Origin of the sequence: Streptomyces sp. NPDC058685 (genome assembly GCF_042714725.1) — a bacterium.
Lineage (GTDB): Bacteria > Actinomycetota > Actinomycetes > Streptomycetales > Streptomycetaceae > Streptomyces.
On record NZ_JBHXSL010000001.1, the window covers coordinates 127,124 to 150,726 of the forward strand.

Here is a 23,603-nt window from a genome sequence, read left to right on the forward strand (position 1 = left end):
CAAGTGCGCTCCCGCGCGGCGCACTTGGCTGCCGCGCGGGCCGGCACCCGGTGGGGCAGACTCGGGGGCATGCGTACTGCGTACAGCGTGGAGACCGTCAGGAACGCCGAGACCGAGCTGATGGCCCGGCTCCCGGAGGGCGCCCTCATGCAGCGGGCGGCGGCCGGACTGGCCGCCGCCTGTGCCGATCTGCTCGGCCGGGTGTACGGAGCGCGCGTCGTCGTGCTCGTGGGCAGCGGGGACAACGGTGGCGACGCGCTGTACGCCGGCGCCCGGCTCGCCCGCCGTGGTGCGGGTGTCTCCGCCGTGCTCCTCGCCCCGGACCGGACGCATCAGGGCGGCCTCGCGGCCTTCAGCGGCGCGGGCGGCCGGGTCGCGGACGACCCCTTCGAGGTGCTGGCCGTCGCCGACCTGGTGCTGGACGGCATCACCGGCATCGGCGGCAAGGGGGGCCTGCGGCCGGACGCCGTGCCGGTCGCCCGCGCGGCCCGCGGCTCGAACGCCGTCGTCGTCGCCGTCGACCTGCCGAGCGGTGTGGAGGCGGACAGCGGCGAGGTGCGCGCAGAGGCCCTGCGGGCGGACGCGACGGTGACGTTCGGCACGTACAAGCCGGGGCTGCTGATCGACCCGGCCCGTGAGTACGCCGGCACGGTACGGCTCGTCGGCATCGGCCTGGAGGCTCATCTGCCGTCCGTGCCGGACCTGGAGGCGCTCCAGCACGCGGACGTGGCCCGTCTGCTGCCCGAACCGGCGGCGGAGAGCGACAAGTACCGGCGGGGTGTCGTCGGTGTCGTCGCAGGCTCCGCCCGCTACCCGGGTGCGGCGGTGCTGGCCGTGGCGGGCGCCCTGCGCGGCGGTGCGGGGGCCGTGCGGTACGTGGGCCACGCGGCAGACGCGGTGATCGCCCGGTTCCCCGAGACGCTGGTCCACGCGGGACCGCCGGCGAAGGCGGGCCGGGTACAGGCCTGGGTCGTCGGCCCGGGTCTCGGCGACGACGACGAGGCGGTACGCGACGTCCTCGCCTCGGACGTCCCGGTGCTGGTCGACGCGGACGGACTGCGGCTGCTGGACGCCGCGGCCGTACGCGACCGCGAGGCGCCCACCCTGCTGACCCCGCACGCGGGCGAGGCGGCGGCGCTGCTCGGCGTACCGCGGGAGGAGGTGGAGTCCTCGCGGCTGGCCTCCGTCCGCGAACTGGCCGCGCGCTACGGCGCGACGGCGCTCCTCAAGGGCTCGACCACGCTGGTCGCCGCGCCGGACGGCACCGGTACGCCTGTCCGGGTCAACCCGATGGGCACCCCGTGGCTGGCGACGGCGGGCAGCGGCGATGTGCTCTCGGGCCTTGCGGGTTCCCTGCTGGCGGCGGGTCTGGAGCCGCGCGACGCGGGGTCGGTGGCGGCGTATCTGCACGGTCTCGCGGCACGGCTCGCGGTGGCGGAGGGCACGCCGATCACGTCGTACGACGTGGCGTCGGCGCTTCCGTCGGCGTGGCGCGACGTGACCCACAGCTGAGGGGGTGCCCCGCGCCTCAATCGCCGGCGGGGCTTGATGTGTGGCCGCATGCCCAAGCGGGGCTGGGTGTGCGGGTCCATGCCCCGGCGGGGCGGGTGTGTGGGCCGATCCCTGGCCGGGCTTGATGTGCGGGTCCTGCTCCGGCGGGCCGGAGGTGCGAGCCCATTTCCTGGCCGGGGCTTGATATGCGGCCGCATGGCCCGGCGGGGCACGCCGGCTGTGCGGGGCAGGCAATGTCAGCCCGTCCGGCGTTTGAGGACACGCCCGCAGGGCGTGCCGTGCGACGACAGCCGCGGCCGGGCGGCGGCGCGCCCCCCGCCCGCAGGACCCGGTTCGTGCGGCCGCCAGGCCGCCCCGCAGAGGATCCTCACCGCCCTCTGAGACACTGGGCGCGATGAGCCAGACACCGCCGCCGCGCGCCCGCGCCGAGATCGATCTCGCAGCCCTGCGCGCCAACGTCCGCGCCCTGCGCGCCCGCGCGCCCCACGCTGCCCTCATGGCCGTGGTGAAGTCGGACGCGTACGGACACGGCATGGTGCCCTGCGCCAGGGCGGCCCAGGCGGCCGGCGCGACCTGGCTCGGCACCGCCACCCCTCAGGAGGCGCTGGCCCTGCGCGCGGCAGGCATCCAAGGGCGCGTGCTGTGCTGGCTGTGGACCCCCGGCGACCCGTGGCGCGAGGGCATCGAGGCCGATCTCGACATGGGGGTGAGCGGCCTGTGGGCGCTCACCGAGGTCACCGCCGCCGCTCGGGATGCGGGACGCCCGGCGAGGATCCAGCTCAAGGCCGACACCGGCCTGGGCCGCAACGGATGCCAGCCGGCCGACTGGCCCGAACTGGTCGCCGCCGCGCTCGATGCCGAGGCCGAGGGCACGGTGAAGGTGACGGGCCTCTGGTCCCACTTCGCGTGCGCCGACGAGCCCGGTCACCCCTCGATCGCCGCCCAGTTGGACGTGTTCCGCGAGATGGTGGCGTACGCCGAGAAGGAGGGCGTCGAGCCCGAGGTCCGGCACCTGGCCAACTCCCCGGCCACCCTCACCCTTCCGGACTCGCACTTCGACCTGGTCCGCACGGGCATCGCGATGTACGGCATCTCGCCCAGCCCCGAACTCGGCACGCACGAGGAGCTCGGCCTGCGGCCGGTCATGACGCTCGCCGCCTCTCTCGCGCTGGTCAAGCAGGTCCCGGCCGGACACGGCGTCAGTTACGGGCACCACTACGTCACCTCGCACGAGACGACGCTCGGGCTCGTACCGCTCGGCTACGCGGACGGCATCCCGCGCCACGCGTCCGGCCGGGGCCCGCTGCTGGTCGGCGGCGAACGGCACACGATCGCGGGGCGGGTCGCCATGGACCAGTTCGTGGTGGACCTCGGTGGGCAGAAGATCCACGAAGGCGCCGAGGCACTGTTGTTCGGGCCGGGTGACCGGGGCGAGCCGACCGCCGAGGACTGGGCGGAAGCGGCAGGGACCATCGCCTACGAAATCGTCACCCGCATCGGAACGAGGGTTCCGCGCGTCCATCTGAACGAGGACTCCGACGAGTAGGAGCGGCACGGTGAGCGAGACCAGCACGGGGGACGCCGTGGCGGTGGCGGCTACGGCCGTTCAGTCCGCCGCGACGGGCAGCTGGCGCCGGGCGGGCGTCGCCGGCGCCGCGATAGGCGTGATCGCCGCCGGCGCAGCGGCCGGCGTCGCACTGGAGCGGCTGACGGTGGGCCGCGGCATGCGCAAGAAGGCCCGGCTCGCACTGGACGCGGCGGGCCCGTACGGCGCGCTGCGCGGACTGCCCGCCAAGGCGCTCGCGGACGACGGCAGCGAGCTGTACTACGAGGTGGACGACGTCGACCCGGACGCGGCGGGCCCGCGCCGCCGCCGGCTCTTCGGCCGCAAGGCGCCCGCGCAGGTCACGGTCGTCTTCAGCCACGGCTACTGCCTCAGCCAGGACTCCTGGCACTTCCAGCGCGCAGCCCTGCGCGGGCTGGTGCGCACCGTGCACTGGGACCAGCGCAGCCACGGCCGTTCCAGCCGGGGCGCCTCCCAGTCCGGCCCGGACGGCGTGCCGGTCTCCATCGACCAGCTGGGCCGCGACCTGAAGGCCGTCATCGACGCGGCGGCGCCCGAGGGCCCGCTCGTGCTCGTGGGGCACTCCATGGGCGGGATGACCGTGATGGCGATGGCCGACCAGTTCCCCGAGGTCGTGCGCGAGCGCGTCGTCGGCGTCGCCTTCGTCGGCACCTCGTGCGGCCGGCTGGGTGAGGTGAACTACGGCCTCCCGGTCGCGGGCGTCAACGCGGTACGCCGGGTGCTCCCCGGCGTCCTGAAGGCGCTCGGTTCGCAGGCCGAGCTGGTCGAGCGCGGCCGGCGCGCCACCGCCGACCTCTTCGCGGGCCTGATCAAGCGCTACTCGTTCTCGTCCAAGGACGTCGACCCGGCCGTCGCACGGTTCGCCGAGCGGATGATCGAGTCGACGCCCATCGACGTGGTCGCGGAGTTCTATCCGGCTTTCGTCGAGCACGACAAGGCCGAGGCGCTGCCCATCTTCCGCGAGGTGCCGGTGCTCGTCCTCGCGGGTGACAAGGACCTGGTGACCCCGAGCTCGCACAGCGAGGCCATCGCGGACCTGCTCCCGGACTCCGAGCTGGTGATCGTGCCGGACGGCGGACACCTGGTGATGCTGGAGCACCCGGAGGTCGTCACGGACCGGTTGGCGGACCTGCTGGCGCGCGTCGGAGCCGTACCGGCAGCGGCTAACGTTGGCCCGTATGGAAGCACCGCACAGCCCGGCGGCTGAGGCCGTCGCCCGTCTCGCCGTCGAATCCCCCGAGCAGATGCAGGACGTGGGACGTCGGCTCGCGAAACTGCTGCGCCCCGGCGACCTGGTGATGCTCACCGGTGAGCTCGGCGCCGGCAAGACGACGCTGACCCGGGGCCTCGGCGAAGGCCTCGGGGTCCGCGGCGCCGTCACCTCCCCGACCTTCGTCATCGCCCGGGTGCATCCCTCGCTCACCGGCGGCCCCGCCCTGGTCCACGTCGACGCGTACCGCCTGGGCGGGGGACTGGACGAGATGGAGGACCTCGATCTCGACGTCTCGCTGCCCGAGTCGGTCGTGGTCGTGGAGTGGGGCGACGGCAAGGTCGAGGACCTCTCCGACGACCGGCTGCACGTCGTCATCCACCGGGTCGTGGGCGACACGGACGACGACCGCCGCGATGTCACGCTGACCGGGTTCGGCGGCCGGTGGTCGGGTGTGGACCTGGCGGCGGCGGGGATCTGAGCGACGGGATTCGCGGACCCGGGCGACGGGATTCGCGGACCCGGCGGTACGGGCCGCGGCCTGGCTGCACCGTATCGACCGGGGCTCGGCACCGGGTCGACCGGGCCTCGCGGAATCCGCGCCTGAGCCTCGTGAACCCGTGCCCCTGAGCCTCGCGGTATCCGCGTCCCCACGCCTCGCTAACTCGCGCCGCTCAGGCTCCGCGAACTCGCGCCGCTCAAGCTCCGCGGACCCCGCCGTGGCCATGCCTCGCGGACCGTTGCGCCGCGCCGGACGACATCCGCTCAGGGGGGTCCGCGCGGTCCGAACAGACGATGTTCCGACATTCCGTCGGGAAGATGTTGCGCAGGTCGCACTGCGCATGGTCACATGGTACGGAGATCTGGTTAGGTCTACCTAACCGGCCTGCCCCCGGAGACCCAGGAGGCATCCATGCCGGCGTCCGAACGCGAGCATCAGCGGCACCAGCCGGCGCAGTCCGCGCCGCCGTCACCGTCCCTCCTGTCGATGCGCGATCTGCTGGCCTCGTGTGCGGCGGCCACCGCGGTGTCCACACCGCCCAGGGACGAACAGCCCGCAACCCGGGACGAGCCCCGCCGGGACGCCGCGTAGGCCGCGCGGCCCGCATCAAGGGGCGCGACTCGTCCGATTCGGTCACCGCTCGTCATTCGTACGAGCGGTTTCCCGAGCGGCTGCCGGTGGGCGACGGGCCGCGGCAGGAGCCGGTCCGCTGTGGCCCCGCGGGAGCCGTCCCTACGGGAGAACGACGACCTTCGAGCCGATCGTCGCGAACGTCCACATCGCGTCGCCGTCCGCCCGCTTCATCCGCACGCCACCGGTCTTCTTCTCCGGGTCGGGGCTCGACATCACGCCGTTCGTCGCGGCGCTGAAGCCGATCGCCACGTCGTCCACGCTGGCGAACCGCACCACATGCTCGATCGGCACCCCGTCCGAACCGGGCACCTGCCCGGATCGGGAGGTCACCGAATACGAGCCCGGCGCCGGGCTCACCGTCGACGGCATGACCGCGAACGTCCGTGTGACCTTGTTCTTCTCGTTCACCAGCCAGACCCGCCGGTCGCCCAGCGAGTACACGACACGGGGGCCGGCGCCCGAATCGGCAGGCAGCGCGAGAGGATTCTCCGGCTTCTGCTCGGGAGCCTTCGCCGAGGGGGCCGTACTCGGTGTCCGGGACGTGCCCAGTGAGTCGGGGGCGCTCGCCTGCGCCTGATAGGCGAGGAAACATACGGCCGCCAGAGCCGCCGCCGTGAGCCCGGCCACAAGACCCGAGCTGCTCCGTGCCACCGTGTCCGCCTCTCTCTCCCTCGGCCGCGCGGGCCGGGGAGTGCCCCCATGTCCTGGTGGAGGTGACGGTAGCAGCAGGCGTTCGGGCCGACGGCGCTCCATGCCCCCGGCGCGGGAGCCGTAGGCTGTTTGCGTGCTCCTGCTCGCCGTTGATACCGCCACGCCCGCCGTCACCGCCGCCCTCCACGACGGCACGTCCGTCGTCGCCGCCTCCAGCAGCGTCGACGCCCGACGGCACGGCGAACTGCTGCTGCCCGCCGTCGACCGTGTCCTCGCCGAAGCGGGGGTGAAACTCGACGCCGTCACCGCCGTGGTCGCCGGTGTCGGACCCGGCCCCTACACCGGCCTGCGGGTCGGACTGGTGACGGCCACGACCTTCGGCTCGGCGCTCGGTGTGCCCGTCCACGGCCTCTGCACGCTGGACGGCCTCGCGTACGCCTCCGGCCTGGAGGGACCGTTCGTCGTCGCCACGGACGCCCGCCGCAAGGAGGTCTACTGGGCCCGCTACGCCTCCCCGCGCGAGCGGATCGGAGAGCCCGCGGTCGACCGGCCCGCCGACATCGCCGACCAGGTGGCCGGGCTGCCCGCCGTCGGCGCCGGCGGACTGCTCTATCCGGAGACCTTCCCCGACACCCGTGCCCCCGAGCACGTGTCGGCCGCGGCCCTGGCATCGCTGGCCGCCGAGAAGCTGGCCGCGGGCGAGGAGTTCCTGCCCCCGCTGCCGCTGTATCTGCGCAGGCCGGACGCGCAGGTGCCGAAGAACTACAAGGTGGTCACGCCCAAGTGAGCGCTTCCCCGGCCGCGCTGCGTGAGATGCGCTGGTGGGACATCGGACCCGTGCTCGACCTGGAACACGCCCTGTTCCCGGAGGACGCCTGGTCGACCGCGATGTTCTGGTCCGAGCTCGCGCACTCCCGCGGGCCGCGTGCGACGCGCCGCTATGTGGTCGCCGAGGCGGAGGGAAGGATCGTCGGCTACGCGGGCCTGGCGGCCGCCGGCGGTCTCGCGGACGTCCAGACCATCGCCGTCGCCCGCGACCAGTGGGGCACGGGACTGGGCGCCCGGCTGCTCACCGATCTGCTCCAGCACGCCACCGCCTTCGAGTGCGACGAGGTGCTCCTCGAAGTGCGCGTGGACAACACCCGGGCCCAGAAGCTGTACGCGCGCTTCGGCTTCGAGCCCATCGGACTCCGGCGCGGCTACTACCAGCCGGCCAACGTCGACGCCCTCGTCATGCGGCTCCCCGTACAAGGAACAGAGACTTAACTGATGGCTGACGAACCGCTCGTACTCGGCATCGAGACCTCCTGCGACGAGACCGGCGTGGGCATCGTCCGCGGCACGACGCTGCTCGCCGACGCCGTCGCCTCCAGTGTGGACACCCACGCCCGCTTCGGCGGAGTGGTGCCCGAGATCGCCTCGCGCGCGCATCTGGAAGCGATGGTGCCGACCATCGAGCGCGCGCTCCGGGAGGCCGGTGTCTCGGCGCGCGACCTCGACGGCGTCGCGGTGACCGCGGGCCCGGGTCTCGCGGGCGCCCTGCTGGTGGGTGTGTCGGCGGCCAAGGCGTACGCGTACGCCCTCGGCAAGCCGCTGTACGGGGTGAACCACCTCGCCTCGCACATCTGCGTCGACCAGCTGGAGCACGGCCGGCTGCCCGAGCCGACGATGGCGCTGCTGGTCTCCGGAGGGCACTCCTCGCTGCTGCTCGCGCCGGACATCACCAGCGACGTACGGCCGCTGGGCGCGACGATCGACGACGCCGCCGGCGAGGCCTTCGACAAGATCGCGCGCGTGCTCGATCTCGGCTTCCCGGGCGGTCCGGTGATCGACCGGCTCGCCAAGGAGGGCGACCCGGCGGCGATCGCGTTCCCCCGCGGCCTGTCCGGCTCGCGCGACCCGGCGTACGACTTCTCCTTCTCCGGGCTGAAGACCTCCGTCGCCCGCTGGATCGAGGCGAAGCGGGCCGCGGGCGAGGAGGTGCCGGTACGCGATGTGGCCGCGTCCTTCCAGGAGGCGGTCGTCGACGTACTGACCCGCAAGGCGGTGCGCGCCTGCCTCGACGAGGGTGTCGACCACCTGATGATCGGCGGCGGTGTGGCCGCCAACTCCCGGCTGCGCGCGCTGGCCCAGGAGCGTTGCGAGAAGGCGGGCATCCGGCTGCGGGTGCCGCGGCCGAAGCTGTGCACGGACAACGGTGCGATGGTCGCCGCGCTGGGTGCGGAGATGGTGGCGCGCAACCGGCCGGCGTCCGACTGGGAGCTGTCCGCGGACTCCTCGCTCCCGGTGACGGACCCGCACGTCCCGGGCGCCGCGCACGCGCACGACCACCCTCACGACCACGACCATGTGCACGAGGTCAGCAAGGACAACCTGTACTCATGACGGCCGTCGCGCTGATGTGGGAGGCCCGCGCGGTCCGGGGCCGTGGCCCGGAACTGCTCGCCTGGGCCAGGGCGCAGGAACTGCCGCGGGAGCCCGTACGCGTCGAGTTCTTCCGCGCACCCGACGACCGCGTCCTGGTCATCACCTGGTGGGAGGCCCCGGGTCTCGACGCGGAGCTTCCGGAGCTGCCGGAGCCCGATGGGGAGCTGGTGACGCGTCCGGTGCACCGGTGGCGGTTCGAGGCGGTTCCGTAGGCGGTTCCGCGGGTTCCGGCGGCGGCTTCCGCAGGCGGCCGTGAGGGACTCGGGAGGCGGCTCGTGGCGGTCTCATCCGGCGGAGCCGGGCCGTTCCGATGGCAGCTCGGAAAGATTCTCAGAAGAATTCTCCGGGAGCTGTCGATCCGGCGGCCGCCCGTTCGACGCAGGGGCGAGAGGCAGGGAAAATCCCCGCCCTCCCGACCGAGGAGTCACCATGCCGCGCTTCCTGACCATGATCCGTATCGAGGAGCAGAACCTTCCCAGGGAGGCCGCCGGCCCCGAGTTCGACGAGCGCATGGGCGCGCTGTTCGAGGAGATCACCAAGGCCGGGGTCATGCTCGACACCGCCGGGCTCACCCCGACCGCCGACGGCACCCGGGTCCACTGGTCCACCGGAAAGATCAGCTACACCGACGGGCCGTTCACCGAGACCAAGGAAGTCATCGGCGGCTACTCGATCATCCAGGCCAAGGACAAGGCCGAGGCCCTGGAGTGGGCCAAGCGCTTCCTGGAGATCCACCCGGCGGAATGGAACGTCACCGCCGAGGTCCGCCAGATCGAGGAGTGAGAGCCGGTCGCGCTTGCCCCGCCCCGGCACGGCTGTTCTGATGGGTGGCCGTGACGGCAGCAAGCGCGACCGAAACGGTCGAAGCGGTGTTCAGGATCGAGTCCGCGCGGATCATCGCCGGCGTCGCCCGCATCGTGCGGGACGTGGGCATAGCCGAGGAACTCGCGCAGGACGCCCTGGTCGCCGCGCTGGAGCAGTGGCCGGAGTCGGGCGTGCCGGACAGACCCGGCGCCTGGCTCATGGCCACCGCCAAGCACCGCGCGATCGATCTCGTACGCCGCAAGGAGACGTACGCCCGCAAGCTGGCGGAGGTCGGGCGGACTCTGGAGGACGTGCCGCCGCCCGAGCCCTCGGACGTGGACGACATCGACGACGATCTGCTGCGGCTGATCTTCACCGCGTGCCACCCGGTGCTCTCCACCGAGGCGCGGATCGCGCTGACCCTGCGGCTGCTCGGCGGGCTGACGACCGAGGAGATCGCCCGCGCCTATCTCGCCCCGGAGCCGACGGTCGCGCAGCGCATCGTCCGTGCGAAGCGGTCGCTCGCGAAGGCCGGAGTCCCCTTCGAGGTACCGGGCCCCGCCGAACGCGCCGAGCGTCTGGACTCCGTGCTGGAGGTCATCTACCTGATCTTCAACGAGGGCTACTCGGCCACCGCCGGCGACGACTGGCTGCGCCCGGCCCTGTGCGAGGACGCCCTGCGCCTCGCCCGTGTCCTCACCGGCCTGATGCCCCGGGAGCCGGAGGTGCACGGCCTGACGGCGCTGCTGGAGTTCCAGGCATCCCGTATCGCGGCCCGCACGGGCCCCGACGGCGAGCCGGTGCTGCTCGCGGACCAGAACCGCGCCAAGTGGAACAGGATGCTGATCGGGCGCGGCATGGACGCCCTGCAACGGGCGGGCACCGGCCCGTACGCGGTCCAGGCGGCCATCGCGGGCTGCCACGCCCAGGCGGTCCGCTACGAGGACACCGACTGGCGGACGATCGCCTCCCTCTACGGCCGCCTGGCCGCGCTCATCCCTTCCCCGGTGGTCGAGTTGAACCGCGCGGTCGCGATCTCGATGGCCGAGGGCCCGGCGGCGGGCCTGGCCCTGGTGGACGCCCTCGCCGGGGAACCGGCCCTGAAGGACTACCACTTGCTGCCGAGCGTGCGGGGGGACCTGCTGGAACGCTTGGGGCGGGGTGCGCAGGCGCGTACGGAGTTCGAGCGGGCGGCGTCGCTGACGCGCAACGAACGGGAGAGGGACCTGCTGCTGGAGCGGGCCGCACGCTGCGCGCCGTAGGCGTCCACGGCGAGCTTCGAGATCCCACCGACAGGTACGGTCCGGAACGACCGGACGGACGTCCGGTACATGGACAACCGGGGTGCCGTCCGCAGCCCGATCACTGTCGACGAGCGCTCCGGCGAGGCGTGCCTCCAGAGCCCTCCGCGGGCGGCCTGCCGGGGCTCGAAGCTCAGGTGCGGTCTCGCTGACGCATCACAACTCCGCACGCCCCGGGCCCGGTTCGTCTCACGCATCGGCGCACGTAGCGGCATGTCGGGGCTTGAGCTTCGGGGCTCGGGATTCGAGCTCCCTCATCAGGGATTGGGTGGGGGGATTGTTCCCGCCCACCCACCCCAACTCGGCCGCGCACCAGGCGAGATGACTTTTGGTGATCGAGTCGCGACGCACTGCCGTTGCCGTGTAGCGTGCGCCCCGAAGGCAGACAGAACGACCCCCATGCGGTGCTGGAACACCACACAGGGGTCTGACCTACAAGATCGTGGAGCCGATCTCATGGCTGTTCAGCAGTTTAATCCTGCGCCGCGCCCGACCGCCCATCCGATGGCCAATCCGGGCTACGGCAAACGACTCGCCCCTTCCCAACGCCCCCGCCGCGCGGACGACTTCGCACATCTGGCCAGGCGTGAAGCGGCGGTCGCGGACTACATCGACCGGCAGTCCGAGGGCGCGGACATCTCGGTGAAGACGCTCGCCAAGCACCTGCCGGGTTACGGCCAGTGCGCGGTGGCGACCATCCTGAACAGCCTCTCGGCGGCGGGCCATTACCGCCGTGTCCGCCAGTGCGTCACCAGCGCGTCCGGTACGAACATCTGGGTCTGGCGCTCGTACTGGTCCCGCACGCCCCGCGACGACGCCTGGTGGGCGCACTTCGCGGCCGGCGAGCTCGGAGCCTCGACGATCCCGGCCGCACTGGCGAGGACGGCGGGCTACGACGTGCTGGCCCGCCTCGGGCGTATCGAGGCGCGGCTGACGCTCTCGGCGTCGGACTGCGCGGCACTGGAGGCCGCGGCGGGCGCGTGGTTCGAGCGCGGCGCGACCGAGAGCCACCTGCTCTCGGCCCTGACGGCGGGCCTCCCGGCACAGATCTCCCACCCGTACGGTTTCGTCCGCGCCCGCCTGCTGTCGAAGCTCCCACCGGAACCCCCGGCCCCTCGCATGATCCTGGAATGCACGGACTGCGGAGCCCCGGGCGAACCGGCGTCGCTCCCCGGAGGTCTGTGCCGCACGTGCACGGGCACGGGCACGGTCCGGCTTGCCGCACCGCCGCCCGCGTCCGCTGGGGTCCACGACCGGGTGAGGCGCCTGCGCTCGGCGCTGCGGGAGGAGGCGGGGGCTGAGAGGCGGGATGAGAGTGCCGGCGACGTCCTCCGCCCGCTGCGTCGGTAGTCCCGTGAACTCCTAGTACCGCGCCAGCACTTGCGACGATTCGCCGAGCCGGCATTCGCCAGTCTCTGTCCGGTGCGCTACGCCGGACGCCCCACCAGCATCGTCGGCGCCCCCGCCACCCTCGTCAGGAACACCGTCGCCGCGTTCCTCCCCTGCGGTTTCACCTTCCTGCGCAGTTCCTCCGGCTCCACCGCCGAGCCGCGCTTCTTCACCGTCAGGTTGCCGACCTCCCGCTCCCGCAGAAGCGCCTTCAGCTTCTTGAGGTTGAAGGGGAGTTCGTCCGTGATCTCGTACGCGGTGGCGAACGGCGTCGGGCGCAGGTCGTCCGACGTGATGTACGCGATCGTCTCGTCGATCAGGCCGCCGTTCAGGTCCTCCGCCACCTCCGCCACCAGGTGCGCCCGGATCACCGCGCCGTCCGGCTCGTAGAGGTAGCGGCCCACCGTGCGGACCACCGGGTCCGGCAGGCCGCGGCCGGGCAGGGAGTGCGGGCCCGGGAGCAGGGTCGCGCGGCGGGTGCCGGGGGTTGTGCCGAACCAGAGCACCGCCTCCTTCACGTCGCCGCCGTCCGAGATCCACTCCGCCTCGGCGTCGTCCGGGATCAGTTCGTGCGGGATGCCGGGAGCGATCTTCACCGCGCCGGTGCCCGCCCGGCGTACCGCCTCGATCGCCCAGGACAGCGGAGGGGAGTACGCCTCGGGGTCGAAGATGCGGCCCCGGCCTCCCCGGCGTGCCGGGTCCAGGAACACCGCACCCGGTCCGGCCGCGATCTGCGTGACGTCCGCGCAGCGCACCTCGATCCGGTCGCCGAGCTCCAGCGCGTCCGCGTTCGCGCGCGCCGTCTCCGCCGTCAGCGGGTCGCGTTCCACCGCGAGTACGTGGATGCCGGCCCGGGCCAGGGCGATCGCGTCGCCGCCGATCCCACAGCACAGGTCGGTGACCTCGGCCGTGCCGAGTTCCCCGAAGCGCCGGGCCCGGTACTCCGCGACCGGCTTACGCGTCGACTGCTCGACGCCGTTCGGCGTGAAGTACATCCGGTACGCGTCCTGGTCGCCGAACTTCGCCACCGCCCGCTGCCGCAGCCGCGCCTGACCGAGGGCCGCCGAGACCAGCTCGGTGGGGTGTTCGCGGCGCAGCCGGGTGGCGATCGCCAGTTCCTCGGCCGGGTCGTGGTCCCGCAGGGCGGCGAGCAGGGTCCGGCCTTCCTCGGAGCGGAGGGCGGCGAAGAGTGGGAGGTCGTTCACCGGCCCATTGTGGGCCAGGTGGGCGATGGTGTGCCCGCGGGTGGAGGTGTCGGCCCGGCCACCGGGATCCGTGCTGACAGGATCCAGCGCCATGCAGCTAGTCGGACAAAACGGAAACATGCCAGCAAAAACCACCCGATCGCGTCGCGGCCGGGCGCACCGCCGTGCCGTCGCGGCCGCCCTGCTCGTCGCCCTGTTCGGCTCCGCCTGCGCGGCCGAGTCCACGGACGGGGCCGGCGGCCCGAAGGCCGACCGCGGTCCCGAGGTCCGGAAGGAGGCCGGCGCGGCCGGGGCGCTCGCCGCCCGCGCGGCCCGGATCAAGCGTGACCAGACGGCTCGGGCCGCCGCCGCGAAGAAGTGGGGCCTCGCCCGCACCCCGCTGGCCGCGCCCCCGCCGCCCGCCGTCAAGCCGAAGATCACCACCCGCAAGGGCTTCGAGGTCGAGGGGCAGGAGTCGATGCCGCCCGTCTTCACGACCGTGCCGGTCAAGGAGAAGATCGTCTTCCTGACGATCGACGACGGCTCGGAGAAGGACCCCGACCTGCTGCGGATGATGAGCGATCTGCGGATCCCGTACAGCGCGTTCCTCAGCGACTACGTCATCAACGACGACTACGACTACTTCCAGCGGATGCAGGACCGCGGGGTCTCGCTGCACAATCACACCCTCAACCACCGCTACCTGCCCGGTCTTTCCTACGCCGCGCAGAAGCGGGAGATCTGCGACCAGCAGGACAAGCTCGAGAAGCGGTACGGGAAGCGGCCGCCGCTCTTCCGGCCGCCGTACGGCAACTACAACCGGGACACCCTGCGGGCCGCGCGCTCGTGCGGCGTCAAGGCGGTGCCGCTGTGGGCCGCCGAGGCGTTCCCCGACCACATGGAATGGCGCGAGTGGGACCGGGATCTGCACCCGGGCGACATCATCCTCACCCACTTCCGCGGCAGCGACGAGTGGAAGGGCACGATGCCCGACATGATCCGCAAGGTCATGAAGACGGTGACCGACAAGGGGTACGCCGTGGCCAAACTGGAGGACTACGTATGAGCCGCGCGCTCCGGCCGTCGGCCGCCACGGCGGTCGTCGCCGGTGCGCTGCTCGTCTGTGTCGGCTGTGCCCCGGCGTCCGTGGACCCGCTCGAACGGCTCGGCCGCAGAGCGGTCGAGAAGGTCGAGCCGGGGGCCGCGGCGCCGGCGGCACGCCGAGTGGACGCACTTCCGGGGCCGCCGCGCGCCGGTGACGGCCGTGTCCGCCCGCAGGGCCTCGACGCTCCCGGTCCGGCCGAACCGGCGACCCGGCTGCTGAGCCGTATCCACCGGGTCCATCGCGCCCACGGCACTCATCGCGCTCATCGCCCGCACCGTGCGGACGCCGCGGCGCCGGGCCGTACGCCCGAAGCCCGGCCGGGCCGTGCACGCGAAGCCGCGCCCGGTCGCCCGTGAGGGGCAGTCCCCGGGCCGGCCCCCGGCATGCCCGGTCCCCTGACACGCCCGGCCCGGGGGAACGCCCCGCGCCGCCCGTGCGTTTCCCCCACACGGGCGGATCGGGCCGCCGCAGGGTGGTGAATTGGCACTCCGCTTGACCGAGTGCTAATCGCAGTCATAGTCTCGGCACTGGCACTCCCCACCGGAGAGTGCCAACACAGCGACAGGCAGGTCCGGCACCCGCGACGACGGATCGACCTGGTCGCCACCTCTGCTCAGTTAACCCCGTGAGATCTCCGAAGGGGGAGGTCGGATCGTGACGACCGCCAGCTCCAAGGTTGCCATCAAGCCGCTCGAGGACCGCATTGTGGTCCAGCCGCTCGACGCCGAGCAGACCACGGCCTCCGGCCTGGTCATCCCGGACACCGCGAAGGAGAAGCCCCAGGAGGGCGTCGTCCTCGCCGTGGGCCCGGGTCGCTTCGAGAACGGCGAGCGCCTGCCGCTCGACGTCCAGACCGGCGATGTCGTTCTGTACAGCAAGTACGGCGGCACCGAGGTGAAGTACAACGGCGAGGAATACCTCGTCCTCTCGGCCCGCGACGTGCTCGCGATCGTCGAGAAGTAATTCACCACATAGTTTGTGCTTGTGAGCTGCGCCCCCGGCCCGCGCGACCCCGAGAGGGCCGGGCGACCGGGGGCGCAGTTCGTTCACCCCCAGCTTTCCGAGAGGGCTGAATCGCTCCATGGCGAAGATCCTGAAGTTCGACGAGGACGCCCGTCGCGCCCTCGAGCGCGGCGTCAACAAGCTTGCCGACACGGTCAAGGTGACGATCGGCCCCCGCGGCCGCAACGTCGTCATCGACAAGAAGTTCGGCGCACCCACCATCACCAACGACGGTGTCACCATCGCCCGTGAGGTCGAGGTCGAGGACCCGTACGAGAACCTGGGCGCCCAGCTGGTGAAGGAGGTGGCGACCAAGACCAACGACATCGCTGGTGACGGCACCACCACCGCCACCGTGCTGGCCCAGGCGCTGGTCCGCGAGGGCCTGCGCAACGTCGCCGCGGGTGCCTCCCCGGCCGCCCTGAAGAAGGGCATCGACGCCGCGGTCAAGGCCGTGTCCGAGGAGCTCCTCGCGACCGCCCGGCCGATCGACGACAAGGCCGACATCGCCGCCGTGGCCGCGCTCTCCGCGCAGGACCAGCAGGTCGGCGAGCTCATCGCCGAGGCGATGGACAAGGTCGGCAAGGACGGTGTCATCACCGTCGAGGAGTCCAACACCTTCGGCCTGGAGCTGGAGTTCACCGAGGGCATGGCCTTCGACAAGGGCTACCTCTCGCCGTACATGGTCACCGACCAGGAGCGTATGGAGGCCGTCCTCGACGACCCGTACATCCTGATCAACCAGGGCAAGGTCTCCTCGATCCAGGACCTGCTGCCGCTGCTGGAGAAGGTCATCCAGGCGGGTGGCTCGCGGCCGCTGCTGATCATCGCCGAGGACGTCGAGGGCGAGGCGCTCTCCACCCTCGTCGTCAACAAGATCCGTGGCACCTTCAACGCCGTCGCGGTGAAGGCCCCGGGCTTCGGCGACCGCCGCAAGGCGATGCTCCAGGACATGGCGAGCCTCACCGGCGCGACCGTCATCTCCGAGGAGGTCGGCCTCAAGCTCGACCAGGCCGGTCTCGACGTGCTGGGCAGCGCCCGCCGCGTGACGGTGACGAAGGACGACACCACCATCGTCGACGGTGGCGGCAACCAGGACGACGTCGCCGGCCGTATCAACCAGATCAAGGCCGAGATCGAGTCCACGGACTCCGACTGGGACCGCGAGAAGCTCCAGGAGCGCCTCGCGAAGCTGGCCGGCGGCGTGTGCGTGATCAAGGTCGGCGCCGCCACCGAGGTGGAGCTCAAGGAGAAGAAGCACCGTCTGGAGGACGCCATCTCCGCGACCCGCGCCGCGGTCGAGGAGGGCATCGTCTCCGGTGGTGGCTCCGCGCTCGTCCACGCGGTCAAGGTCCTCGACGGCAACCTCGGCAAGGAGGGCGACGAGGCCACCGGTGTCGCCGTCGTCCGCCGCGCCGCCGTCGAGCCGCTGCGCTGGATCGCCGAGAACGCGGGCCTCGAGGGCTACGTCATCACCGCGAAGGTGGCGGAGCTCGACAAGGGCCAGGGCTTCAACGCCGCGACCGGCGAGTACGGCGACCTGGTGAAGGCCGGCGTCATCGACCCGGTCAAGGTCACGCGCTCCGCCCTGGAGAACGCCGCGTCCATCGCCTCCCTGCTGCTCACGACCGAGACCCTGGTCGTCGAGAAGCCGGCGGAGGACGAGGCCGACGCGGGCCACGGCCACGGTCACGGCCACTCCCACTGACGTCCGACGCCTGACGTCCGACATCACCACCGAGCCCGGTGTCCCCGTCGCGGGGGCACCGGGCTCGGTGTTTCTCCGCGCCCGCTGGGGGTGTTCGCCGGGCCCGGCGGTGGAGCGGTCGGTGCCTGCCGGGCCCGGCGGGGGAGAGCGAAGAGTGCCTGCCGGGCCCGACGGCGGGTACGGATCAGTCGCCGATGAAGGTCAGATCGAGTCGGCTCAGCCGGTCCGGATCGGCCAGGATGTCGATCGCGACGATCTTTCCGCCCGTGATGGTGAAGCCCATGACCGACAGCGTCCGGCCGCCCGGCGCGGTGACGATTCCGGCACCGCCGTTGACGAGCACGCGCCGTGAGAACTGCGAAAACTGCTGGAAGGCGAGCGCCTGTCCGGCGACCTGACGTGCACCGCGCACCTCGCGGGACGGCATCGCCGGCAGGGCCCCGGCATCCGCGCGCAGCACCACGTCCGGGTCGAGCAGCGCCACCAGCGCGTCGAAGTCGCCTCCGCGCGACGCGGCGATGAACGCGTCGACGACTTCGCGCTGGCGGTTCTGATCGTCGGGTACGGAGGTCGTGCCCTGCACCCGGCGACGGGCCCGGCTGGCGAGCTGCCGGGTGGCGGCAGGGGTGCGTCCGACGATGGGGGCGATCTCCTCGAAGGGCAGCGCGAACATGTCGTGCAGGACGAAGGCGAGACGCTCCGCGGGCCCGAGGGTCTCCAGCACCACGAGCAGCGCGAGCCCGACCGAGTCGGCCATCAGCACCTCGTGCTCGGGGTCGACCGTGCCCTCCCGGTGCACCACGGGATCCGGAACGCGTACGTCCCAAGACTCCTCGCGGCGGGACTTGCGCGAGCGCAGCATGTCGAGGCAGACCCGGCCGACCACCGTCGTCAGCCAGCCGCTCAGATTCTCGACCGCGCTCGTGTCGGCGCGGTGGAGCCTGAACCAGGCTTCCTGCACGGCGTCGTCCGCCTCGCTCAGTGAGCCGAGCATCCGATAGGCCACTGCCTTGAGGTGGGGCCGGTCGGCGTGGAAACGCTCCGCCAGGACCTCTTGGTCATCCATCGCTCATTCCTCCGTCGTCGTCCTCGTAGGGATGACGCGGGAAACGGGCGGGATGTGACAGCCTCCGGCCGGAGAGTCGGGCTCCGCTTGCTGGGGCGGGTCCGGGTCCGGGTCCGGGTCTGGGTCCGGGTCCGGGTCTCCGGGCCTCCTACGCGGAATGGCCCAGCGTCTGCGCGTGAACCGGCTCCTCGAACGGCAGGCCCTTGCCGTACCGCTCCAGTTCGTCGAGTGCGTGCTCCGTCATCCGGTGCAGCTCGTTGCCGAGCGAGCCGGCGACATGGGGGGTCAGCAGCACGTTCGGCAGGGTGTAGAGCGGGGAGTCCGCGGACGGGATCTCCGGCTCGGTGACGTCGAGTACGGCGTGCAGCCGGCCCGGCACCAGTTCGCGCAGCAGCGCGTCCTGGTCGACCAGCGAGCCGCGCGAGGTGTTGATCAGTGTCGCGCCGTCCGGCATCAGCGCGAGCCGGCGGGCGTCGATCATATGGCGAGTACTCGCCAGTTCGGGGGCATGGACCGAGACGATGGGACTGGCGGCGCACAGGTCGTCGAGCTCCGCCTTCACGGCACCGAGCGCCTCGGCTTCTGCGGCGCCGACGTACGGGTCGTACAGCAGCACGTCCAGGTCGAAGGGGCGCAGCAGCTCGGTCACCCGGCGGCCGATGCGGGACGCGCCGACGATCCCGACGGTGCCGCGGAAGTTCCCGGCACCGGCCAGTTCCTCCCGCCAGTCGTGCGCGGCACGCAGCCGGCCGTACTGCTGGGCCGAACGCAGCACCCGTTTACCCGCGAAGAGGACGGCGGCGAGCGTGTACTCGGCGACGGGCAGCGCGTTGGCGGACGCGGCGGAGGCCACGGTGATGCCGCGTTCCCAACAGGCGTCCGTGACGTGGTGCTTGACGGAGCCGGCCGCGTGGACGACGGCACGCAGCCGGGGCGCCGAGTCGAGCACCTCGGCGGTGAGCACGGGCGCGCCCCAGCAGGTCAGCAGGACCTCGGCGGTGGCGAGCGCCGAGGCGACCCGGGGGGTGGGGGCGGCCAGATCGTGCGCGACCAGGTGCGGATCGGTGTCGGCGAGGCCCACCAGCCGGGCCCGCAGGGGATCGGTGAACAGCTGGTCCGCGATCCCCGGGCCCATGGCGAGGAGGACGGCGGGACGTTCGTCGGTGCGCTGGTGCATGACCCTGCTCCCTTGTGCCTGGCCGGAGTCCGCTCACGCTGCCCGGCGCGGAATCTGTTCACGCGGCCGGCAGATCGGGAAGCGCGGGCCGCCCGGCGCGGACGGACATCCGCTCATACTGCCCGGCCCGGAGGGGATGTGACGGCGTGCCGGGACGTACGCCCGCCGGTGGCCGCAGTCCTTCGACCGCGGCCACACGTGCGACCTGCTCGCCCGCGACCGACGCGCGTGCGGCTTACTGCGGTCCGTACTTGCGGCCCGTCTTGGACGTCACCCCGCCCAGCAGATTGCGCGGCGCCAGCTTCGCCACTCCCATCAGCGCCTTGTACCGCGGGTCCGGGATCGAGACCGCCTTGCCGCGGGCCAGGTCCGCGAGTCCTGCCTCCACGACCTTGTCGGCGTCCAGCCACATCCAGTTCGGGATGTTGTCGGTCCCCATGCCGGCGCGCTCGTGGAACTCGGTGCGTACGAATCCGGGGCAGAGCGCCATCAGCCGTACGCCCGATCCCGCCAGGTCCCGTGCGGCGCCCTGCGTGAACTGCACGACCCATGCCTTCGACGCTCCGTAGGTCCCGCGGGGGACGAACGCCGCGACCGAGGCCACGTTCACCACACCGCCGCGCCCGCGGTCGCGCATCACCGCGGTCGCCGCGGCCGTGAGCCGGAGCACCGCCTCGCAGTGCACCTTCAGCATCGTCAGCTCGTCGGCCATGGACACTTCCAGGAAGCTGCCCTTGTTGCCGAACCCGGCATTGTTGACCAGCAGGTCCACCGGGTTCCTGCGGTCGCCCAGCCGCTTCTCGACGGCCGCGATCCCCTCCTCCTCGGACAGGTCCGCGGTCAGCACCTCCGCCTCGATGCCGTGCCGGTCGTGCAGCTCGGTGGCGTGCTCCTGCAGCCGTTTGGTGTCACGGGCCACCAGCACCAGGTTGTGTCCCTCGGCGGCGAGCCGCCGCGCGAACGCGGCACCGATGCCCGCGGTCGCTCCCGTAATCAGTGCAGTCGTCATAGGCGGCACGTTAGTGCCCCGCGTGTCGGTGCCGTGTACACGCCCGGCCTGCGGGACGGCCTCTCGCGCACTGTGCCCGCCGGTCCACACAGGCGTGCCTAAGCGCCGTACTTCTCCACATACGTCCGTGCCGTCGCGAGCAGTTCGGGGTGGAGCGCGTCGCCCGCGGCGAGGATCTGCGGCAGCAGCGCCCGCTCGGTGGTCCCGGCGCGGAACGCGAGTCCCACCGTCACCGCGTGGCCGGGGCTGTGCACGATCTCGACGGGGTCGCCCGCCCGGATCTCCCCCGGTTCGACGACCCTCAGATACGCGCCCGGCGCGGCATTCCGCGTGAAGCGCCTGACCCAGCCCTTCTCGCCCAGCCAGGATCCGAACGTACGGCACGGGATGCGACCGCTCGTCACCTCCAGCACGAGGGAGTCACCGATCCGCCAACGCTCCCCGATCTTCGCGTTGTTGACGTCGAGACCGATCGTGGTGAGGTTCTCGCCGAAGGTGCCGTTCGGGATCGGGTGGCCCAACTCCCGCTCCCAGTAGTCCAGATCCTCCCGGGCGAAGGCGTACACCGCCTGATGCGTCCCGCCGTGATGGCGCAGATCGCAGATCGTGTCCCCGGCGAGGCCGCTGCCGCCCCTGCCCTTCGGCCCGGGGTCCGTGACCATGACGGCCGTCTCGGCGGGCTGCTTGTCGATCCCCGTCGTCCCGTCCGGGGTGTCGGTGTACTCCACCGTCTTGGCGCGGCCCACATTGACCGTCAGAACCTTCATGACTGCACGCTAACCCCGGCTTGCCCAAACGATCCAGCCGATAATTGCCCCGGCCTCCAAGGTCCCCTTATATTCAAGGGGTGATCGAAGCCCGTCATCTCCGAGTGCTCCGCGCGGTCGCCGCCACCGGGTCCTTCTCCGCCGCGGCCCGCTCGCTCGGCTGCACCCAGCCGGCCGTCAGCCAGCAGATGAAGGCGCTCGAGGCGTCGGCGGGGACCCCGCTCCTGATCCGTACGGGTCGCGAGATGCGGCTGACGCAGGCCGGGGAGGCGCTCGTGCGCCACGCGTCCGGCATTCTCGCGGGTCTCACCGCCGCCGAGGAGGAGATCGCCGCCATCGCCGGGCTGCGCGCGGGGCGGGTGCGTCTGGTCTCCTTCCCCAGCGGCAGCTCCACGCTGGTCCCCACCGCGCTGGCCGCGCTGCGGGCGGCCCATCCCGGCACCCGGGTCTCGCTCGTCGAGGCGGAGCCGCCGCGGTCGGTGGAGATGCTGCGCGGGGGCGACTGCGACGTGGCGCTGGCGTTCCGCTACGACGGCGGAGAGGCCGAGTGGGACGACCTGGTCGTCCGGCCCCTGCTCACGGACCGGCTCGTCGGCCTGGTTCCGGAGGGGCACCGGCTCGCCGCGTCCGCCACGGTCACCGTCGCCGATCTCGCCGAGGAGTCCTGGATCGCGGGCTGCCCGCGCTGCCGCCGCCAGCTGGTCGAGGTCTGCGAGAAGGCCGGCTTCACGCCCCGGATCGACTTCGCCACCGACGACTACCCGGCGGTGATCGGCCTGGTCGGAGCGGGTCTGGGCGTCGCGGTGCTGCCGGAGCTGGCGCTGGAGTCCGTACGCCCCAAGGGTGCGCGGACCGTCACCGTCGTCCCCGCCGTCGAACGCGAGATCGTCGCGCTCACCCTCCCCGACCTCGCCCAGGTCCCCGCGGTCTCGGCGACGCTCGACCGACTGGCCCTCGCCGCGGCCCGCTGACACCCCTGCACGTCTCTGCGCGTCTCTGTACATCTCGGCCGCGGACGCGACTCACCCCTGCCGGCATGCGGGCAGGGGTGAGTGCAGGAACGTTTCTTCGAACGGTTGGGGCAAACGGGTGTCAACCGCTCCCCATGCCCGTGACGCTCGTCGCGGGGATCAGCCGGTGACGGGCCCGCCCCATGAGCTCCTCGCGTTCGTCCTCGGTCAGTCCGCCCCACACGCCGTACGGCTCCCGCACCGCCAGCGCGTGTGCCGCGCACTCCGCGCGGACCGGGCACCTCATGCAGACCTCTTTCGCCGAGTTCTCACGTGCACTGCGTGCCGCGCCCCGCTCGCCCTCGGGATGGAAGAAGAGCGAGCTGTCCACCCCACGGCAGGCCGCGAGGAGCTGCCAGTCCCACAGATCGGCGTTGGGTCCGGGAAGGCGGGAGAAATCTGCCATAGCGCTTGCCCCTTGAAACCGTGCTGAGCGGATACAGGTCAGGTCGGTCAGGTCGCGCACGAGCGGCGGATACGAGCCGTATCCGGCACCCGCACCATGCCCCACGACCGTACATCTACTGTGTAAGTAGATGTAAATATGACTCATTGCGAATCTAGCCACAGACACCGCAGAAAGTGAAGAAAAGCCGCTAAATGGGGCATAGCTTCTGGGTGAAGGCCTGTTGACCTGCATTGCTCTACGTCGTGTACGGCCCCTCACATAGAGTGCTGAAGTGGGCAGTCCGACCCGTAACTCTTTCGAGTGACCGTCGTTGGTAGTGCGGAGGCGGTTGAAAGAACAAGCGCTAGGGCACATGTCCGAGAGCGTTCAACCGCACAGGTGACGAAACGTACCCAGCCTGGAGGCTCAAGGTGACGCGCATCAGCTGCGGAGGACGGCCATGACATCCGTCCTCGTCTGCGACGACTCCCCGCTTGCCCGAGAGGCGCTCCGCCGCGCGGTCGCGACCGTGCCCGGCGTCGAGCGCGTGACGACCGCGGCCAACGGCGAGGAAGTCCTCCGCCGCTGGGGGGCCGACCGCTCGGACCTGATTCTGATGGACGTACGCATGCCCGGTCTGGGTGGCGTCGAGACGGTCCGCAGGCTGCTGTCCGCGGACCCCGGCGCCCGGATCATCATGCTCACCGTCGCCGAGGATCTGGACGGGGTCGCCCTCGCGGTCGCCGCGGGAGCCCGTGGATATCTGCACAAGGACGCCTCGCGCGCCGAACTGCGGGCCACGGTCACCCAGGCGCTCGCGGACCCGACCTGGCGGCTCGCCCCGCGTCGGCTGCGTTCGGCCGAGATGGGTGCCGCGCCCACGCTCACCGCACGCGAGATCCAGGTGCTCGAAGGCATGAGCCACGGCCGGTCGAACGCCGAGATCGGCCGGGAGCTCTTCCTGTCCGAGGACACGGTGAAGACGCACGCCAGGCGGCTCTTCAAGAAGCTGGGCGCCTCGGACCGTGCGCACGCCGTCGCGCTCGGATTCCGTTGGGGCCTGGTCCGCTAGGTCGTGTCCGCGACGTCTCGTCCGGTTCGCGACGCCCTGCACGCACCCTCGCCGCGTTGCCGATACGCCCGAGTAGCTCCGCTACGAGGGCGCACCGGCGC

General features: G+C 72.0%; 25 protein-coding genes. 18 read left to right on the forward strand and 7 right to left on the reverse strand.

Going from position 1 to position 23,603, the window contains the following annotated elements; translation table 11 throughout:
- Nucleotides 1-69 precede the first annotated feature (69 nt).
- The 5 genes from ACFWU3_RS00665 to ACFWU3_RS00685 all read left to right on the forward strand — a co-directional run bounded on the left by ACFWU3_RS00665 (nt 70) and on the right by ACFWU3_RS00685 (nt 5,400).
- Nucleotides 70-1,512, forward strand: coding sequence for an NAD(P)H-hydrate dehydratase (locus tag ACFWU3_RS00665; RefSeq protein WP_384429052.1), 1,443 nt, complete (start codon nt 70-72; stop codon nt 1,510-1,512).
- A gap of 394 nt (nt 1,513-1,906) precedes the next feature.
- Complete coding sequence (gene alr, locus ACFWU3_RS00670) at nt 1,907-3,058, forward strand: alanine racemase (RefSeq protein ID WP_384429055.1); 1,152 nt, start codon at nt 1,907-1,909, stop codon at nt 3,056-3,058.
- A 10-nt stretch (nt 3,059-3,068) separates the two neighbouring features.
- Nucleotides 3,069-4,304, forward strand: a complete 1,236-nt coding sequence (locus tag ACFWU3_RS00675) for an alpha/beta fold hydrolase (RefSeq protein ID WP_384429058.1) — start codon at nt 3,069-3,071, stop codon at nt 4,302-4,304.
- Nucleotides 4,276-4,788, forward strand: coding sequence for a tRNA (adenosine(37)-N6)-threonylcarbamoyltransferase complex ATPase subunit type 1 TsaE (gene tsaE / locus ACFWU3_RS00680; protein ID WP_313944660.1), 513 nt, complete (start codon nt 4,276-4,278; stop codon nt 4,786-4,788). The genes ACFWU3_RS00675 and tsaE overlap by 29 nt, the downstream gene beginning before the upstream one ends.
- Before the next feature lie 432 nt (nt 4,789-5,220).
- The gene (locus ACFWU3_RS00685) at nt 5,221-5,400 is read left to right on the forward strand and encodes a hypothetical protein (protein ID WP_384429062.1); all 180 of its coding nucleotides are present in this window, start codon (nt 5,221-5,223) and stop codon (nt 5,398-5,400) included.
- Between the two features lie 141 nt (nt 5,401-5,541).
- On the opposite strand, the gene ACFWU3_RS00690 is transcribed toward ACFWU3_RS00685, so the two are convergent.
- The gene (locus tag ACFWU3_RS00690; protein WP_384429065.1) at nt 5,542-6,093 is read right to left on the reverse strand and encodes a L,D-transpeptidase; all 552 of its coding nucleotides are present in this window, start codon (nt 6,091-6,093) and stop codon (nt 5,542-5,544) included.
- A 133-nt stretch (nt 6,094-6,226) separates the two neighbouring features.
- Between ACFWU3_RS00690 and tsaB the strand changes: the two genes are divergently transcribed.
- The 7 genes from tsaB (at nt 6,227) to ACFWU3_RS00725 (ending at nt 11,975) form a co-directional block, all read left to right on the forward strand.
- Nucleotides 6,227-6,880, forward strand: coding sequence for a tRNA (adenosine(37)-N6)-threonylcarbamoyltransferase complex dimerization subunit type 1 TsaB (tsaB, locus tag ACFWU3_RS00695; protein ID WP_384429068.1), 654 nt, complete (start codon nt 6,227-6,229; stop codon nt 6,878-6,880).
- 26 nt (nt 6,881-6,906) lie between these two features.
- Entirely contained in the window at nt 6,907-7,359 is a 453-nt protein-coding gene (gene rimI, locus ACFWU3_RS00700) for a ribosomal protein S18-alanine N-acetyltransferase (RefSeq protein ID WP_384429564.1), read from the forward strand.
- A gap of 3 nt (nt 7,360-7,362) precedes the next feature.
- Nucleotides 7,363-8,478 (forward strand): tRNA (adenosine(37)-N6)-threonylcarbamoyltransferase complex transferase subunit TsaD, encoded by a 1,116-nt coding sequence (gene tsaD / locus ACFWU3_RS00705; protein WP_384429071.1) that lies wholly within the window; start codon nt 7,363-7,365, stop codon nt 8,476-8,478.
- Nucleotides 8,475-8,732, forward strand: a complete 258-nt coding sequence (locus ACFWU3_RS00710) for a hypothetical protein (protein WP_384429074.1) — start codon at nt 8,475-8,477, stop codon at nt 8,730-8,732. The genes tsaD and ACFWU3_RS00710 overlap by 4 nt, the downstream gene beginning before the upstream one ends.
- Before the next feature lie 217 nt (nt 8,733-8,949).
- Nucleotides 8,950-9,303 carry a YciI family protein gene (locus tag ACFWU3_RS00715; RefSeq protein ID WP_313944653.1) on the forward strand — a complete coding sequence of 118 codons (354 nt, stop codon included), beginning with the start codon at nt 8,950-8,952 and terminating at the stop codon, nt 9,301-9,303.
- Between the two features lie 50 nt (nt 9,304-9,353).
- The gene (locus ACFWU3_RS00720; protein ID WP_384429076.1) at nt 9,354-10,586 is read left to right on the forward strand and encodes an RNA polymerase sigma factor; all 1,233 of its coding nucleotides are present in this window, start codon (nt 9,354-9,356) and stop codon (nt 10,584-10,586) included.
- Between the two features lie 495 nt (nt 10,587-11,081).
- Nucleotides 11,082-11,975 carry a hypothetical protein gene (locus ACFWU3_RS00725; RefSeq protein WP_384429078.1) on the forward strand — a complete coding sequence of 298 codons (894 nt, stop codon included), beginning with the start codon at nt 11,082-11,084 and terminating at the stop codon, nt 11,973-11,975.
- 77 nt (nt 11,976-12,052) lie between these two features.
- Here ACFWU3_RS00725 and ACFWU3_RS00730 read toward each other — a convergent pair whose 3' ends face one another.
- Nucleotides 12,053-13,219: an SAM-dependent methyltransferase gene (locus tag ACFWU3_RS00730; protein WP_384429081.1), complete on the reverse strand. Its 1,167-nt coding sequence runs from the start codon at nt 13,217-13,219 to the stop codon at nt 12,053-12,055.
- 118 nt (nt 13,220-13,337) lie between these two features.
- Between ACFWU3_RS00730 and ACFWU3_RS00735 the strand changes: the two genes are divergently transcribed.
- From ACFWU3_RS00735 to groL, 4 genes are all read left to right on the forward strand, one after another.
- Nucleotides 13,338-14,264 carry a polysaccharide deacetylase family protein gene (locus ACFWU3_RS00735; protein WP_384429084.1) on the forward strand — a complete coding sequence of 309 codons (927 nt, stop codon included), beginning with the start codon at nt 13,338-13,340 and terminating at the stop codon, nt 14,262-14,264.
- A complete protein-coding gene (locus ACFWU3_RS00740) occupies nt 14,261-14,659 on the forward strand; it encodes a hypothetical protein (protein WP_384429087.1) in 399 nt (132 codons plus the stop codon). The genes ACFWU3_RS00735 and ACFWU3_RS00740 overlap by 4 nt, the downstream gene beginning before the upstream one ends.
- Before the next feature lie 298 nt (nt 14,660-14,957).
- Complete coding sequence (gene groES / locus ACFWU3_RS00745; protein ID WP_108151600.1) at nt 14,958-15,266, forward strand: co-chaperone GroES; 309 nt, start codon at nt 14,958-14,960, stop codon at nt 15,264-15,266.
- A gap of 118 nt (nt 15,267-15,384) precedes the next feature.
- Nucleotides 15,385-17,013 (forward strand): chaperonin GroEL, encoded by a 1,629-nt coding sequence (gene groL / locus ACFWU3_RS00750; protein ID WP_384429090.1) that lies wholly within the window; start codon nt 15,385-15,387, stop codon nt 17,011-17,013.
- Nucleotides 17,014-17,197: 184 nt separating this feature from the next.
- Here the strand turns inward: groL and sigJ are convergent, their stop codons facing one another.
- The 4 genes from sigJ to ACFWU3_RS00770 all read right to left on the reverse strand — a co-directional run bounded on the left by sigJ (nt 17,198) and on the right by ACFWU3_RS00770 (nt 21,032).
- Nucleotides 17,198-18,079 carry an RNA polymerase sigma factor SigJ gene (gene sigJ, locus ACFWU3_RS00755; RefSeq protein ID WP_384429093.1) on the reverse strand — a complete coding sequence of 294 codons (882 nt, stop codon included), beginning with the start codon at nt 18,077-18,079 and terminating at the stop codon, nt 17,198-17,200.
- Between the two features lie 148 nt (nt 18,080-18,227).
- Nucleotides 18,228-19,256, reverse strand: coding sequence for a hydroxyacid dehydrogenase (locus tag ACFWU3_RS00760; protein WP_384429096.1), 1,029 nt, complete (start codon nt 19,254-19,256; stop codon nt 18,228-18,230).
- A 235-nt stretch (nt 19,257-19,491) separates the two neighbouring features.
- Complete coding sequence (locus tag ACFWU3_RS00765; RefSeq protein ID WP_384429099.1) at nt 19,492-20,265, reverse strand: SDR family NAD(P)-dependent oxidoreductase; 774 nt, start codon at nt 20,263-20,265, stop codon at nt 19,492-19,494.
- A gap of 98 nt (nt 20,266-20,363) precedes the next feature.
- A complete protein-coding gene (locus ACFWU3_RS00770) occupies nt 20,364-21,032 on the reverse strand; it encodes an MOSC domain-containing protein (protein ID WP_384429102.1) in 669 nt (222 codons plus the stop codon).
- Nucleotides 21,033-21,112: 80 nt separating this feature from the next.
- Between ACFWU3_RS00770 and ACFWU3_RS00775 the strand changes: the two genes are divergently transcribed.
- Nucleotides 21,113-22,003, forward strand: coding sequence for a LysR family transcriptional regulator (locus ACFWU3_RS00775; RefSeq protein WP_384429105.1), 891 nt, complete (start codon nt 21,113-21,115; stop codon nt 22,001-22,003).
- 121 nt (nt 22,004-22,124) lie between these two features.
- Here the strand turns inward: ACFWU3_RS00775 and ACFWU3_RS00780 are convergent, their stop codons facing one another.
- A complete protein-coding gene (locus tag ACFWU3_RS00780; protein WP_384429108.1) occupies nt 22,125-22,448 on the reverse strand; it encodes a WhiB family transcriptional regulator in 324 nt (107 codons plus the stop codon).
- Nucleotides 22,449-22,890: 442 nt separating this feature from the next.
- On the opposite strand from ACFWU3_RS00780, the gene ACFWU3_RS00785 reads away from it, so the two are divergent.
- A complete protein-coding gene (locus tag ACFWU3_RS00785) occupies nt 22,891-23,502 on the forward strand; it encodes a response regulator transcription factor (RefSeq protein WP_003948568.1) in 612 nt (203 codons plus the stop codon).
- Nucleotides 23,503-23,603 lie beyond the last annotated feature (101 nt).

Bases quoted from the DNA above. Each gene is read 5' to 3' on its own strand.
- ACFWU3_RS00760 (WP_384429096.1), bottom strand. From the start codon at position 19,256: ATGCACCAGCGCACCGACGAACGTCCCGCCGTCCTCCTCGCCATGGGC.
- ACFWU3_RS00765 (WP_384429099.1), bottom strand. From the start codon at position 20,265: ATGACGACTGCACTGATTACGGGAGCGACCGCGGGCATCGGTGCCGCG.
- ACFWU3_RS00710 (WP_384429074.1), top strand. From the start codon at position 8,475: ATGACGGCCGTCGCGCTGATGTGGGAGGCCCGCGCGGTCCGGGGCCGT.
- alr (WP_384429055.1), top strand. From the start codon at position 1,907: ATGAGCCAGACACCGCCGCCGCGCGCCCGCGCCGAGATCGATCTCGCA.
- rimI (WP_384429564.1), top strand. From the start codon at position 6,907: ATGCGCTGGTGGGACATCGGACCCGTGCTCGACCTGGAACACGCCCTG.
- ACFWU3_RS00780 (WP_384429108.1), bottom strand. From the start codon at position 22,448: ATGGCAGATTTCTCCCGCCTTCCCGGACCCAACGCCGATCTGTGGGAC.
- sigJ (WP_384429093.1), bottom strand. From the start codon at position 18,079: ATGGATGACCAAGAGGTCCTGGCGGAGCGTTTCCACGCCGACCGGCCC.
- ACFWU3_RS00715 (WP_313944653.1), top strand. From the start codon at position 8,950: ATGCCGCGCTTCCTGACCATGATCCGTATCGAGGAGCAGAACCTTCCC.
- ACFWU3_RS00770 (WP_384429102.1), bottom strand. From the start codon at position 21,032: ATGAAGGTTCTGACGGTCAATGTGGGCCGCGCCAAGACGGTGGAGTAC.
- ACFWU3_RS00725 (WP_384429078.1), top strand. From the start codon at position 11,082: ATGGCTGTTCAGCAGTTTAATCCTGCGCCGCGCCCGACCGCCCATCCG.
- ACFWU3_RS00785 (WP_003948568.1), top strand. From the start codon at position 22,891: ATGACATCCGTCCTCGTCTGCGACGACTCCCCGCTTGCCCGAGAGGCG.
- ACFWU3_RS00735 (WP_384429084.1), top strand. From the start codon at position 13,338: ATGCCAGCAAAAACCACCCGATCGCGTCGCGGCCGGGCGCACCGCCGT.
- ACFWU3_RS00740 (WP_384429087.1), top strand. From the start codon at position 14,261: ATGAGCCGCGCGCTCCGGCCGTCGGCCGCCACGGCGGTCGTCGCCGGT.
- tsaE (WP_313944660.1), top strand. From the start codon at position 4,276: ATGGAAGCACCGCACAGCCCGGCGGCTGAGGCCGTCGCCCGTCTCGCC.
- ACFWU3_RS00685 (WP_384429062.1), top strand. From the start codon at position 5,221: ATGCCGGCGTCCGAACGCGAGCATCAGCGGCACCAGCCGGCGCAGTCC.
- ACFWU3_RS00665 (WP_384429052.1), top strand. From the start codon at position 70: ATGCGTACTGCGTACAGCGTGGAGACCGTCAGGAACGCCGAGACCGAG.
- tsaD (WP_384429071.1), top strand. From the start codon at position 7,363: ATGGCTGACGAACCGCTCGTACTCGGCATCGAGACCTCCTGCGACGAG.
- groL (WP_384429090.1), top strand. From the start codon at position 15,385: ATGGCGAAGATCCTGAAGTTCGACGAGGACGCCCGTCGCGCCCTCGAG.